The following is a 13,367-nucleotide window of genomic DNA, read 5'->3' as shown; positions in this document are numbered from 1 at the left end:
ACCTCCTCATGTGGTCCATTCGGAAGAAAATCTGGTAGCTAAACTATACCTGAATACCAAGCAATAATCTTTTAATATGTTGCCGAATTATCGATTTGTTATATTATATTGCTATAGGATGGAGGTTGAGCGATGATTGCTGATGTAAGTCGTATACATCCCCTATTTTCAATCGAGTATGTCGTCCATGATGCAGACCACAACATGACCAATTTTCATTATCACGATGCATATGAACTTTATTTTCTAGAACAAGGGTACCATCAGATTTTGATCCAGGACTCCATCTATGACATTGAGCTGCATGATGTTGCACTGTTCAAACCAAATTTGTTCCATAGAAGCTACCAAAATCAAGGCTGTGCCAGAACATGTGTCTATTTTACGGAGCGTTTCTTGCGATTATATTTTACGGAGCGGGCGATAAAATCTTTATTAGGCTGCTTTGATACAGAAATCATCATCTCTTTGAACCAAGAAGTGGTTGCGAAAGTGAAAAGGCTATTGAATTCCCTGGAGAAAGAAAACGTCTCGGGTGAGAGTGATCGTATTTTTATACTTTTAGCTGAACTGTTATCTCTATTAAATAATAATAAGGATTCCCAAACCGTGGAGCAGCAGTCTTCCAAGTACGCTAACTTTGGACCTATTCTGTCGTATATCAACCAAAACTATAACAAAATCACCAAAATCGAAGAAATCGCAAAGTCGTTTTACATGTCCAAATATTATTTGTGTCATCGTTTTAAAGAAGTCACGGGACTTACGGTTATTCAATATTTAAATAATATTAAGATTCAACATGCTTGCAACTTACTGATCAATACAAAGTTAACGATACTCGAGATTGGTAACGAATGTGGCTTCAACTCGTCCATGTATTTTTGTAAGATCTTTAAACAAACGATATTCATGACACCTAGCGAATTTAGAAAGAAAGCTAGATAAGATCATCTGTTATCGTTTTAGACTAAAATTCATGACAGCTTGTGGGACGCGAATAAGCGTAATACGGGCTTATCTTCCAACGAAAAGAGGAATGTAAATTGACTAGTCTTCCCCTGCATCCGGCTTTGTCCGGAAAAACAGTTGTGGTAACCGGCGGTTCCGGCGTGTTGTGCAGCTCCATGGCCAAGGAGCTTGCCCGTCAGGGTGCCAAGGTCGCCATTTTGAACCGTACTGCTGATAAGGGCGAATTGATAGCAAAGGAAATTTGTGTAAGCGGCGGAGAATCCATCGCGGTTGCCTGCGATGTGACCGATGTCGAAAGCGTGAAGCAGGCTGAGGAGACGGTCCGCCGCCTGCTCGGTCCGTGCGATATTCTAATCAATGGGGCAGGTGGCAACCACCCCAGTGCGAATACGAGTCTGGAGACGTTTCATCCTGAAGATCTGAACCAGCCTGGAATCACTACCTTTTTCGATCTCAGTGTGCCTGGCTTCCGCAATGTACTTGATTTAAATTTTATCGGGACTTTAATCCCAACACAGATTTTTTCCAAAAGCATGATCGGGCGACCTGGCGCTGTGGTCCTTAACATATCCTCCATGAGCGCTCCCAGCCCGATGACCAAGGTTCCCGCCTACAGCGCTGCCAAAGCCGCCATCAACAACTTCACCCAGTGGCTGGCCGTACATCTAGCCGAATCCGGCATTCGGGTGAATGCCATTGCCCCCGGATTTTTCCTGACAGAGCAGAACCGACAATTGCTCACCAACGAGGACGGCTCGCTTACCGAGCGCTCGGCCAAGATTATTGCCCACACCCCAATGCGCCGTTTCGGTGAACCTGAAGACCTCCTCGGAACGCTACTTTGGCTGGTCGATGAAACCGCTTCCGGTTTTGTGACAGGTGCAGTCATTCCTATCGATGGTGGTTTCATGGCCTATTCGGGGGTGTAGAATCTTCATTTTCCAGCCCTTGCCCTTCTATTTTACAATTGCGAAGCGGCAAGAGGCTTAGTGTGTCAACAACGCCCTATCTTGTATACAAGATCTCGAATTCCTATCAAAATCCTTTAATTCCAACCACCACTTGACGGCAAACAACTAAACTCATTAGCAAAATATGAATAACGCACACCAGCATTATTTCTTGATATAGTCAGCGAACTGCCGGAGAAATTCGAGAGAATGTATATCCTTTCTGAGATGATGGTGAACCAGATCATCCATTTTGCTCGTTTCCTGATTCAACATATATTCAAGCATGGTTTGGTGCTCATGCCAGATTTCCATCAGCTTCCCTGCTTGCAGCATATGCAGCTTGCGATATCTGATATAGTGAACATTTGATTGCTGAATTAGCTGCCAAAGAAATTCTCGGCCTACCAATTGGAACATAGTTTGGTGGAACCGATCGTCCAAAATGAGAAATTGATCCGTAGCATGATCTTCATCAATGACAGCCCTCTGTCTGTCCAGAATTTCGCTCAGCTTCTGTATATCGCTTAATGCAAATTGCGTAGAAAGCTCCTTCATAATCTCTTTTTCCACTGCGCTTCTCAAGTAGCTCATTTGTTCTACGGACTCCAGATCGATATAAGAGACAATGTTCCCCTTCTTGGGATAAATATCAATATAAGATTCCAGTGCAAGCTGCTTCAATACATCGCGCAGCGGAGTTCTGGACAACTGGAAGCGTTCTGACAAGGTCGTCTCGCTGAGCAGAGTACCAGGCTTTAAAGTCATCGACAAAATATCATTTTTCAAAAGCTGCTTGATTTCTTCCTTTGTAAACATATCATTCCTGCCTTCACTTTATAAATCTAGACTTATTATAAAACATTTTGATGTGTTGAACCCCTCTAAAATTGTCATTGACAAGAGCAAACTTTGTACTTTATGATCAAACCGATCTTGTATACAAGATTGCCAATAAAATCAGGGAGGGTATCTTTATGAACATGACCTGGAGATGGTATGGAGAAGGCAACGACAATATTACACTGGATCATATCCGGCAAATTCCGGGAGTTATGGGTATTGTCTGGTCTTTACATGATAAGGTAGCGGGTGAAGTATGGGAAATGGAACGAATTGAGAAGGTAGCTGAGCAGATTACAAGCAAGGGCTTTAGTACGGCGGTCGTAGAAAGTGTAAATGTCCACGATGATATCAAAATCGGCCTCCCATCCCGCGATCAATACATTGACATTTATATTGACACCATTCGCAAATTAGCCAAGGTGGGAGTCAAGGTGATTTGCTATAACTTTATGCCTATCTTTGACTGGACCAGAACAGAGTTGTATAAAGAACTACCTGATGGATCTAACGCTCTGTTTTATGAAAAGGCTGCCATTACCGATAATCCCCGCCAAATGGTGGATCGGATTCTCAAGGGAGCAGGGAAGTTCACGATGCCAGGCTGGGAACCGGAGCGGTTGGCGAGACTGGATGAACTGTTTGCTGCTTATGCGGAAGTCACTGAAGACAAGCTGTTTGACAATCTAAAGTATTTTCTTGAGCGCATTATCCCCGTCTGCGAGGAGGTTGACATCAAGATGGCCATTCATCCTGATGATCCGGCATGGCCCATCTTCGGGTTACCGAGAATTGTTCGGAGTCGTGAGACCATCCGGCGTATCTTAAATGCAGTGAACAGTTCTTATAACGGTCTAACCTTCTGCACAGGCTCACTGGGGACTAATCTTGAGAATGATTTGCCAGCTATGATTCGGGAGTTCCATGATCGTATTCATTTTGCGCATATTCGTAATGTTAAGGTGTTCGAAAATGGCGACTTTATTGAAGTGTCACACCGTGGAAAGGACGGAAGCGTCGATGTACCGGAAGTAGTTAGAGCTTATCACGAGAACGGCTATCAGGGATATGTGCGCCCAGACCATGGCAGACATCTATGGGGAGAAGAAAAGAATTGTCGGCCAGGCTACGGTTTGTATGACCGTGCACTGGGAGTTATGTACTTGCTTGGTGTCTGGGATAGTCTGGCTCAAAACAACAAGGGAGTGAAATAGATGCTCCAGCTTAACCGGAAAAGCCTTTTAGACAGGACGGTCTGGGAAGCAGCAGGTATTGAACTGCCAAAATATGATTTGGAGCTTGTAGCCCATAATACCCGAGTTAGACCGCAATGGGTGCATTTTGGCGCAGGCAATATTTTTCGGGGGTTCGTAGCCAATGCACAGCAACAGCTGCTGAATAGTTTGAAAGCGGATACAGGTATAATTGCGGCCGAAGCCTTTGATTTTGAAATGATCGACAAAGCTTATAAGCCTTACGACAGTCTAACCTTACTGGTGTTGATGAGTGCAGACGGAAAATTTCACAAAAGTATGATCGCAAGCGTCGTTGAGAGCCTCGTAGCAGAAAAGAATCGTCCGGTCGACTACCTCCGTCTGATTGAAATATTTGAAAATCCGACTCTGCAGATGGCCAGCTTTACTGTCACGGAAAAAGGATACGTCCTCACCGGGCCCGACGGTAAGTATCTGGCTGTTGTAGAGAGGGATTTAGCGAATGGTCCTGAACAGCCGGTGCATGTGATGAGCATAGCTACTTCGCTTGTCTATCAGCGTTATCTGAAGGGGCAGCTTCCAATGACCTTTGTAAGCATGGATAATTGCTCCCATAACGGCGATCTGTTAAAGGATAGTATGTTTACTATCGCCAAGGAGTGGAATCACAGAGGTCTAGTTGAGAAAGGGTTTGTAGACTATCTGCAGAATGAGGAGAAAATAACCTTCCCGCTGACTATGATTGATAAAATCACCCCCCGCCCTTCCTTACAGGTACAGTCTGCTCTTCGGGAGCTGGGGTTGGCCGACATGGAGATGATCGTTACCACCAGACATACGTATACGGCTCCCTTTGTCAATGCTGAGGTTAGCGAGTATTTGGTCATTGAAGACAAGTTTACAAACGGGAGACCTGCCCTGGAGGAAGCTGGCATCATCTTCACGGATCGGGATACGGTGGACAAAGTGGAGAAGATGAAAGTGACTACCTGTCTCAATCCGCTACATACAGCGCTGGCCCTCTCCGGGTGTCTACTCGGGTATCAACTCATTGCAGATGAAATGAAGGATCACACCTTGCGTCGTCTGGTGGAAACCATCGGCTACAAGGAAGGCTTGCCTGTTGTGGTTGATCCCGGAATTATCCAACCGAAAGCATTCATTGACGAGGTATTGCAGGAACGCTTCGCCAATCCCTATATTCCGGATGCACCACAGCGGATTGCAACAGATACCTCTCAAAAGATGAGCATCCGTTTTGGTGAAACCATAAAGTCTTATGTTAGCACAGCAGGTCTTGATCCTGCGAACTTGACTGCCATCCCCCTGACCATTGCGATTTGGTGTCGCTATTTGCTGGGGCTGGATGATCAAGGAGCACCCTTCACACTCAGTCCCGACCCGTTACTGAATACATTGCAGGGATATTTACAGAATACGAAGCTAGGCGATCAGACCTCCAAGGTTCGCTGCCTCCTTGAGGATGAAAAACTGTTCGGCGTCCGATTATATGAGATTGGTCTGGGCGACAAGATTGAAGCCATGTTTCATGAAATGCTGGCAGGTCCCGGAGCAGTCCGAAGTACGATAGAGAAGTATGTGAACTAGAACTTATATTAAAGCAATCCCCCTGCCACGAAACTTTGGTCAGGGGGATTTGTAATTCTTATAACGACCGCAACTTTTCCTCCCAAACGCATGAAAGATCCTTTTAATGTTTTTAATCAACCGTTCATTTGAAGGATGGATCAACTTCTAAATCAAAGTCAATTGTACGAAAGTATATAGTGCCTTCAAGATAAAACTGATGTGTATCACGTTGATAAGGAGCATGACGCATATTATTAAGAGTCTATCGATTTATTTTTACAATTTCTGTGGAATTGTATATATACTTTTCCAGAGTAATGGTATATTCTAGTAAAAACAATGCTCATATAAAAAAATATGACCTTATGGAGGGACAGGCCTTGAAGAGACTTTTCGCTTTAAGTTGTGCTTTCTATCTGTTAATCGGTGTCACCAGCGTTGTGCTGGGGGCATTACTGCCGACTTTGCTGCCTCACTATGGACGGGGGTACAGCGATGGTGGATTACTGCTGTTCTTGCAGTTTTTCGGCTTTCTTGTCGGCGTTCTGCTCACTCCCTTCATGGCTCTACATATGGGCCGCAAGTCCATGCTTGCTATTGCCTTGGGGAGTATTGTCATCGCATGTACTATCTTGGGTGTACTGCCCTCATGGAATTGGGTCATCGCAATGGCCATCTGGATTGGCTTCGGCTCAGGCATTATTGAATCATCTATCGGAGCGTTTACAATTGAGTTCACGGAAGAACAAAAAGCCGTAGCCATGTCCAAGCTGGATGTCTATTTTGCACTTGGTGCACTGCTTATGCCTGCGATCGTTAGCCTGTATATCTGGTTTGGAATATGGAATCTAACCTTTTACACCATCTCCCTTCTCACTTTTATCCTATTGCTATTTTGGCTTACCATGCCTGTTTCCGCCTCCACTCACCTCACCCAAGCAGACATCCGAACTACTGAGCGTTCAGTTGAACAAGCCCATTACTCAGGACAGCACCGTGTATTGCTAGGAATCTTCATTATTTTCTTCTTTGTTTATATGGGTCTTGAACTGGGGCTCATGAACTTCCTACCTTCTATTCTGACAGAAACGCTACAACTTCAGGGATCTGTTGCCTCGCTAGGTGTCAGCGTTCTTTGGATTGCAATGATCATTGGTCGTATGTTCTCAGGAAGGATTGCAGAATCAGCAGGATATATTCCTTATCTGCTATGGAGTGCAATTGGAACTTTCTGTTTCTTAGTCGCTATGGTGTTTATATCCAGCCAATGGGCTACATACCTTCTCATTTTTTGCGCAGGGATATTCATGTCTGGTCTCTTCTGTATCGCGCTTGTCTACGCCAACGTACTCATTCCGGGAATGACCGAGCGAACAACCAGCATTCTGATTGCGTCGGGCGGAATTGGCGGATCAGTGCTTCAATATGTAATAGGCTGGAGCATGAGCGAATGGCCAGTGGCGGCTAGCCTCTGGATTTTAGGAGGATTTACTCTGATTTTGCTGCTGGCACTTATACTCACGCATCTGTGGAATAATCGGGGCAGCCGAGTAATTGACTCGCTTGTCCATCAGGGCAAGGAAGGATGATATTGTTTTAGTTCTTAGGGGAGGTGAGGCCTATCGCGTTTTTGCTTTTCGGGCAGATTCTGTTGTTGCGATTATCTCTCATATCTGTGAAATCGCAGGAACAGTCAAATTGTAGCTTCTTTGTCCATTAGGATAAGGAAGGTGAATTTCTTATTTGTAGGAGGTGAGTTCAGCCTCGTTATGCTGTAATAGGGCGTTACTCTTTTTAAGGATGACTTAATGAAATGTATATTCTGATATGGAGGGGAAATATCGTGCATACCTTGACCAAAGAACGTTTCAGATACGGAAAAGGCATTACTTTGATTGACGATTCAGGTAAGGAGTATTTGGATGGCGTATCTGGCACCTTCAATCTGTCGCTCGGTTATAATCACCCTCATGTCGTTACCAAAGTACAGGAGCAAGTCGCCAATCTTGCCCACATGTCTTCATCCTTTACCGAGCCTTACGTCGAAGAAGTCCTAGACCATCTAATCCAATATGCCCCGAACGGCATCGACGCCGGATGGATGAGAGATATTACCGGCTCCACGGCGAATGAATGTGCTGTGAAACTGGCCCAGAAATATACCGGAGCAACTGATATCATCAGCTTGCATCTGTCACATCATGGACAGACCCAGTTCGCAACAGGCATTTCCGGTAACGCCTTTCGCCGCAAGAATTTTCCCAATTCAACTGCGGCATATTCTCTGCATGTACCTGCCCCCTACTGCTATCGTTGTCCCTTTAATTCTTCACCAGACAAGTGTGGTCATCATTGTATTGAAGCCATATCGGACGCGATTGAATATGCAAGCTCAGGCTCTGTGGCCTGCATGATTATTGAACCCATTCTGGGCAACGGAGGTAATATCATCCCGCCTGCAGGGTATTTCAAGCGCCTCCGTCAGTTATGCGACGAGCACGGGATGATTCTGATTGCTGACGAAGTGCAGACTGGTATTGGGCGGACAGGCTACATGTTCGCAAGTGAACTTTTTGACATCCAGCCGGATATTATTACTCTCGCCAAGGGTCTGGGCGGTATTGGTGTCCCGGTTGCGGCGGTTTTGATGCAGTCTCGTCTCGATGTCCTGGAGAAGCACGAGCATTCCTTTACCTCGGGTAGCAATCTGATCTCGGTCACGGCGGCCAAATCCACGCTGGAGGTTGTAACCGAACCCGGTTTTCTGGAAGCCGTCCGGTCCAAAGGTAGCCTGCTCGGATCCCTGCTGACCGAGATGGCCGACAAGCATGATTGCATTGGTGAGGCTCGCGGTGTCGGACTGATGTGGGGACTGGAAATTGTAGACGAGGACGATGCCCCGGATGCAGTGAAAAGCAATGGAATTATCGATCGTGCATTTGAGGAACAGCAATTAATTCTCAGAGGTTCCCGTTACGGTTATGGCAACGTGGTCAAAGTGAGACCTTCCCTCACGGCTACAGAAGATGAGATTGTCGAAATTGTTAAACGGCTTGACACCGTTCTTGCTACCCTTCACTAACGATCTGCCCAATAGACAAAAGGAGGAATTATTCATGCTTGCACTGGTATACAAATCAGCTTGGGATGTCGCACTTGAAGAAAGACCTATCCCGGAGATTAAAAAAGATAACGATGTACTTGTCCGGATTCGGGCGACAGGCGTATGCGGTACGGATCTAGGTATCATTAGCGGCAAATATCATGCCGTGCCGTCCACGATCTTGGGCCACGAATCAGCGGGGGATGTGATCGCTGTAGGATCAGCCGTCAGTTCACTGCAGCCTGGGGACCGTGTGGTGATTGATCCAACATATTACTGCGGTCAATGCGAAATGTGCCGGACAGGAAGACAGAATCATTGCACACATAAAGCCGTAACAGAGACCGGAGTCAGCGCCGACGGTACGTTCACCGATTATTATGTGACTGAGGACCGTTTTTTGTACAAGCTGAAGGATCATATCAGCTACGAAGAAGCGACGCTGACCGAACCGCTGAGCTGTATGCTAACCGGGATCAACCAGATTAACCTGCTGCCGAACTTCACCACTGTTATTATAGGCGCAGGTCCAATCGGGATTCTGTACAGCTATGCTCTTGCTTCGAAAGGAGTAACTGGTTGCCTCGTTGACATCTCGGAGGAGCGGCTCGCCATAGCGGATTCCATTGCCCCTGAGCGATGGTCCGCGCACGCCACACTGGAGTCGGCCATTCATGAGCTAGCACCGTTAAAGAATCAGGTGGACATGATTGTGGATACCACAGGCGTGGTCGGCACTGAGGTATTAAGCCAGCTTGCGAGCGGCGGGTATTTGATGCTGGTGGGGCTGAGAGATGGGATAAGCTCGTTTAATCCGAAGGAGGTCGTTGACCGTAGCCTTAAAATCATCGGCTCGATTGATTCTCTGGGCACGTTCTCCACGGCGCATTATCTAATTGAGCAGCAAATCATTCCCGCAAAAAAAATCATTACCCACTCGTATCCGCTTGATGATTACCATGAAGCCTTTAAGACACTTGGATGTAATATCAGCGAGCGGACCCTTCAGCCTTCGTCTCAGGCGATCAAGATTGTGCTGCAATCGAATGGCTCCGGCAACTAAATTAGCTACTAACAAGGGGGAGAATGGACATGACGAGCATTCATCATGTTACACCGACGAATCATGAATGCACAGGAGACCTATCAGCGTCCGTTCCGGTCAAAGCGGTCATTTTCGACATGGATGGGGTGTTGGTAGACAGCGAACCGATTTATTTTGAGGTTGAACGCAGCTCCTTTGCCCATTTCGGTGCACCCATGACGGAAGAAGAGCATCACACCTATGTTGGAGTGACACTCGAATCCATGTGGCGTCAAGTGCTGGACAGGCATCAACTTACTAATACATTGGAAGAGGCACTTGCCTATCACCGAAAAAATGTGATGCAGACCATAACAGCATATGAGGGCCTGATGGCGATCGACGGATTGGAACGGTGGCTGGACTGGCTACAGGAAAAAGGAATTCCGATTGCAGTAGCCTCTTCCTCTCCGCGGTCGCTGATTGATCTCATTATGGAAAAAACGGGACTTGGCCGTTACTTTGATATTCGAATCACTGGAGAAGAGGTATCCCAGGGTAAACCGGCACCAGACATCTTCCTATATGCCGCCGAACTACTTGGCATAGCCCCGGACCATTGTATTGTTATTGAGGATTCACGAAATGGTGTTCATGCAGCCAAGAGTGCTGGTATGCGCTGCATTGGTTTACACAACCCAGGCTCGGGCCAGCAGGATTTATCCAAGGCAGATCACCGTATTTCCAGCTATGATGACCTGTGGGCGCTTAAAGAGAGCTTGCCATTCGGGGAATAGTTATCTGCCAAGAGAAGGACCGTAAGATGCTGGTAGGCATAACTCCTCTATAAATATATTAAACCGCTGATCTTTAAAATGGATGAGAAGAGATATAATTATGCCCCATAGAATACACAGTAGAGTATGTCATTTAGACTACCCTGTGTGTACTCTATGGGGCGTGCTTTACATCAAATATTTTTCAACCTCATGTCTGTTGCGTAAAAAACTGAACTTAGGAAAGACAAAATCGGAGTTTTTAGAGTATGTATTTTATTGTGTCAAGTAGTAGTTTTCCGCTTTGGTCTTCCTTATCAGTCCCGGATTTCACACCAAAATACACATCTTCCCTTTTGGGTCCATTACAATATATTTTATTATGAGACACTTACTCTTAATCATTATTTTATGTGCATATAAGCTAGTTTATCGTATCTCATATTGCTGTGCTCAGCTGTGCATTCGTTCTTCAATGATGTTCTACAGGAGGATCACTATGAAGGTCTTGGTCCCGCTCTGTAAAGTGCCAGCGAGTAAAGGTAACCTCAAAGCCCTCACGGGTTGGCGAACAGGTATATGGACCTGCCTGATTTCCAGTGGTGTAGGGAAAACGCGCCACACGAATCGTTCGCCATCCATGATTCTCCGTCCGTGCGCGAATGACCACAGCATCCTTGATTATGGAAGCGCGGAGGGTGACTTCTTCACCAACCCACTCCGGCACAGCCGCAAGCGACCAGTCAGAATACCCAGCGGTTACGACTGTGGAAAGCTGAGGAATGCCATCATTGATTTCTATCCCCGCTTTAATCCATTGCTCGGGGCCATGGTATAACAAAATACCTGCCTGATCATAAAGCTCCGTAAAGGAGGCGAGTTGAAACGATACTTCCACCGCCGTGTTGTTATTCCAATCCGATAATAAAGCGGACCCATCTTCAAATTCAAAACCATATAATGTCTTTTTCCAAAAATCTCTTCCCTTTTCAGGCGCAACCTTAAGGAAATCTCCTTCTTTCCGGGCATATAGAGGTGAATTGATCCAATTCCCTTCCTCCCATTCCATTCTCTTTTTAGTCATCTTTTTGTCCTCCTTTATTCAAATAAATTTGTCGTTCTAATCAAACATCAGATACCAATAGATCGCGATCTCGTCACTTTCTTTATCTAGGCCTCTGTAGACGTAGGAGTCGAATCCACCGATCACAAAACCGCAACTTTCATAGAATTTACAAGCGCGAACATTATTACTTTGTGTCTCCAGCATGATTCCTGGCATTCCGCCATCCTTCCCCCAGCGTTTAGCCTGTTCGATTAGTTCCTTACCGATACCGAAGCTTCTATATAGCTTGTCGACTTTGATATCTTCCACATATGCATACTTATTCCAATTCCTTTTCAGAACAATTTGACCTACGACTTGATTATTTACGAGCGCTAAATATATGATCTGATCGGGATTGTCGATATAATTCGAATAATCCTCAACTGTGTCTTCCTCAAACTGATCATCATCGTAGCTTTTTTTACTAATAGGCCTCTCCTTCACCGTATATTCGATTTGCTGTCCCGTTAATTGCAAAACAAGGGTAGAATCCACGATAAATCTACCATCAATGTTAGTGCTACACTCACCGTCCTCAGCCTTCACTTCTCTGATTAAAATATTCATTTTCGTATTCGTTCTCCTACAGTTTTATAAGGTGCGAATAGAGATGTGAACACCTCCCCATCTTGAAGCAAAATCAAGTTGCATTAATGCTGCAACATCCTTCAAATCTACATCAGTTTAACGCTGTTCCGTTCTAACCATTATAACAATATTTCGCCATTTTCTGTCTAATCCCTTTACTTTATAGACCATTAAATTCTCTTTAGGATGAACAAAAAGTCTTCCGATGTTCTCTCAGATGAAAGCTTCCGTATCAAGGTATTCTAGCTGGTCTAATCCATCAAACATGTTAAACCTTCTCCCATTCCCGTTTTCGCTCATGAAGTGAGCTAGTAATAATACGGTCCAGCAGCTGCGTAAAGGTTATGCCTACTGCAGCTGCACTCTTCGGAAGTAGGCTGTTAGCGGTCATTCCGGGTAAGGTGTTTACCTCCAAAACGTAAGGTACATCCTGGCACAAAATCATATCGATCCTTGCATACACCTTGCACTGCAGCAGCCGATAGCTGGCAAGCGCCGTCTCGCGCACACGCTGCTCAATAACGGGAGGAAGCTGGATCACCTTCTCCTCAGCACCGCCGGTCTCATATTTCGCTTTATAGTCGAACCATTCAGAATGGGCAGAGCGAATCCTGATAATCGGTAATACCTCGCCATCCACAATTGAGCAGGTAAGCTCCGTCCCTTGAATAAAAGGCTCAACCAAAATCGTCTGATCCAAAGCACAAGCCTTCTGAATAGCCGAGTGAAGCTCCTTCCCATTATGCACAAGCTGGATGCCGATGCTGGATCCTCCCATATTCGGCTTCACAATAACGGGATAACCCAACTGCTCTACCGCTTGCTGATCATAATCGCCCATTCCCTGCCAGCAGAGGCCTGCAGGCGTAAGCACCCCTGCCGACTTCAGCAGCATCTTGGACAGCTGCTTATTCATGCACAGGCTGCTTGCCAGAACACCACTCCCTGTATAGGGAATGCCCAGTGTCTCCAGCGCTCCCTGCACCGTGCCGTCTTCGCCATATTGACCATGCAGCGCCAACAACGCAAAATCGATGCCTGTGTTCTGAACCTGTGCGATTAAATCTGCTGGCTGATCGATCACAATTGGAACCACCTCATAGCGGCTGCGATCCAAATGATTCAGCATCTCTTGACCTGTCTGCAGAGAAACCTCACGCTCAGTGGAAGTACCCCCCATAGTAACGCCAATCTTCATC

The 13,367-nt window shown here is 45.9% G+C and carries 12 protein-coding genes; 8 read left to right on the top strand and 4 right to left on the bottom strand.

From position 1 onward, the window contains the following. Nucleotides 1-132 precede the first annotated feature (132 nt). Nucleotides 133-948 (top strand): AraC family transcriptional regulator, encoded by an 816-nt coding sequence (locus OIU26_RS24445; protein WP_264218302.1) that lies wholly within the window; start codon nucleotides 133-135, stop codon nucleotides 946-948. A gap of 98 nt (nucleotides 949-1,046) precedes the next feature. After that, the gene (locus OIU26_RS24440; protein ID WP_264218301.1) at nucleotides 1,047-1,901 is read left to right on the top strand and encodes an SDR family oxidoreductase; all 855 of its coding nucleotides are present in this window, start codon (nucleotides 1,047-1,049) and stop codon (nucleotides 1,899-1,901) included. 186 nt (nucleotides 1,902-2,087) lie between these two features. On the opposite strand, the gene OIU26_RS24435 is transcribed toward OIU26_RS24440, so the two are convergent. Further along, nucleotides 2,088-2,741, bottom strand: a complete 654-nt coding sequence (locus OIU26_RS24435; protein WP_264218300.1) for a GntR family transcriptional regulator — start codon at nucleotides 2,739-2,741, stop codon at nucleotides 2,088-2,090. Between the two features lie 158 nt (nucleotides 2,742-2,899). On the opposite strand from OIU26_RS24435, the gene uxuA reads away from it, so the two are divergent. The 6 genes from uxuA to OIU26_RS24405 all read left to right on the top strand — a co-directional run bounded on the left by uxuA (nucleotide 2,900) and on the right by OIU26_RS24405 (nucleotide 10,493). Then, the gene (gene uxuA, locus OIU26_RS24430) at nucleotides 2,900-3,979 is read left to right on the top strand and encodes a mannonate dehydratase (RefSeq protein ID WP_264218299.1); all 1,080 of its coding nucleotides are present in this window, start codon (nucleotides 2,900-2,902) and stop codon (nucleotides 3,977-3,979) included. Continuing rightward, nucleotides 3,980-5,587 carry a mannitol dehydrogenase family protein gene (locus tag OIU26_RS24425; RefSeq protein ID WP_264218298.1) on the top strand — a complete coding sequence of 536 codons (1,608 nt, stop codon included), beginning with the start codon at nucleotides 3,980-3,982 and terminating at the stop codon, nucleotides 5,585-5,587. Nucleotides 5,588-5,949: 362 nt separating this feature from the next. After that, nucleotides 5,950-7,158, top strand: coding sequence for an MFS transporter (locus tag OIU26_RS24420; RefSeq protein ID WP_264218297.1), 1,209 nt, complete (start codon nucleotides 5,950-5,952; stop codon nucleotides 7,156-7,158). 224 nt (nucleotides 7,159-7,382) lie between these two features. After that, nucleotides 7,383-8,651: an aspartate aminotransferase family protein gene (locus OIU26_RS24415; RefSeq protein WP_436449212.1), complete on the top strand. Its 1,269-nt coding sequence runs from the start codon at nucleotides 7,383-7,385 to the stop codon at nucleotides 8,649-8,651. Between the two features lie 34 nt (nucleotides 8,652-8,685). After that, a complete protein-coding gene (gutB1, locus tag OIU26_RS24410; RefSeq protein ID WP_058831424.1) occupies nucleotides 8,686-9,735 on the top strand; it encodes a 2-amino-2-deoxy-D-mannitol dehydrogenase GutB1 in 1,050 nt (349 codons plus the stop codon). Between the two features lie 29 nt (nucleotides 9,736-9,764). Beyond that, nucleotides 9,765-10,493 (top strand): HAD family hydrolase, encoded by a 729-nt coding sequence (locus OIU26_RS24405; protein ID WP_165084025.1) that lies wholly within the window; start codon nucleotides 9,765-9,767, stop codon nucleotides 10,491-10,493. Between the two features lie 451 nt (nucleotides 10,494-10,944). Here OIU26_RS24405 and OIU26_RS24400 read toward each other — a convergent pair whose 3' ends face one another. From OIU26_RS24400 to OIU26_RS24390, 3 genes are all read right to left on the bottom strand, one after another. Beyond that, nucleotides 10,945-11,556 carry a DUF1349 domain-containing protein gene (locus OIU26_RS24400; protein WP_013371156.1) on the bottom strand — a complete coding sequence of 204 codons (612 nt, stop codon included), beginning with the start codon at nucleotides 11,554-11,556 and terminating at the stop codon, nucleotides 10,945-10,947. A 36-nt stretch (nucleotides 11,557-11,592) separates the two neighbouring features. Further along, the gene (locus OIU26_RS24395; RefSeq protein ID WP_264218295.1) at nucleotides 11,593-12,147 is read right to left on the bottom strand and encodes a GNAT family N-acetyltransferase; all 555 of its coding nucleotides are present in this window, start codon (nucleotides 12,145-12,147) and stop codon (nucleotides 11,593-11,595) included. A 289-nt stretch (nucleotides 12,148-12,436) separates the two neighbouring features. Continuing rightward, nucleotides 12,437-13,366 carry a D-alanine--D-alanine ligase gene (locus OIU26_RS24390; protein WP_264218330.1) on the bottom strand — a complete coding sequence of 310 codons (930 nt, stop codon included), beginning with the start codon at nucleotides 13,364-13,366 and terminating at the stop codon, nucleotides 12,437-12,439. Nucleotide 13,367: the final 1 nt, after the last annotated feature.

The sequence above is a fragment of the Paenibacillus sp. BT-177 genome, from assembly GCF_025846815.2.
In the GTDB taxonomy this organism is placed as follows: Bacteria; Bacillota; Bacilli; order Paenibacillales; family Paenibacillaceae; genus Paenibacillus; species Paenibacillus polymyxa_C.
Note: the sequence above shows the minus strand (reverse complement) of the source record. Positions and strands in the feature narration are given on the sequence as shown.

Excerpts from the sequence above, each read along its gene's own strand:
- OIU26_RS24445 (WP_264218302.1), top strand. The coding sequence starts at position 133 with ATGATTGCTGATGTAAGTCGTATACATCCCCTATTTTCAATCGAGTAT.
- OIU26_RS24435 (WP_264218300.1), bottom strand. The coding sequence starts at position 2,741 with ATGTTTACAAAGGAAGAAATCAAGCAGCTTTTGAAAAATGATATTTTG.
- uxuA (WP_264218299.1), top strand. The coding sequence starts at position 2,900 with ATGAACATGACCTGGAGATGGTATGGAGAAGGCAACGACAATATTACA.
- OIU26_RS24425 (WP_264218298.1), top strand. The coding sequence starts at position 3,980 with ATGCTCCAGCTTAACCGGAAAAGCCTTTTAGACAGGACGGTCTGGGAA.
- OIU26_RS24415 (WP_436449212.1), top strand. The coding sequence starts at position 7,383 with ATGTATATTCTGATATGGAGGGGAAATATCGTGCATACCTTGACCAAA.
- gutB1 (WP_058831424.1), top strand. The coding sequence starts at position 8,686 with ATGCTTGCACTGGTATACAAATCAGCTTGGGATGTCGCACTTGAAGAA.
- OIU26_RS24405 (WP_165084025.1), top strand. The coding sequence starts at position 9,765 with ATGACGAGCATTCATCATGTTACACCGACGAATCATGAATGCACAGGA.
- OIU26_RS24400 (WP_013371156.1), bottom strand. The coding sequence starts at position 11,556 with ATGACTAAAAAGAGAATGGAATGGGAGGAAGGGAATTGGATCAATTCA.
- OIU26_RS24395 (WP_264218295.1), bottom strand. The coding sequence starts at position 12,147 with ATGAATATTTTAATCAGAGAAGTGAAGGCTGAGGACGGTGAGTGTAGC.
- OIU26_RS24390 (WP_264218330.1), bottom strand. The coding sequence starts at position 13,366 with ATGAAGATTGGCGTTACTATGGGGGGTACTTCCACTGAGCGTGAGGTT.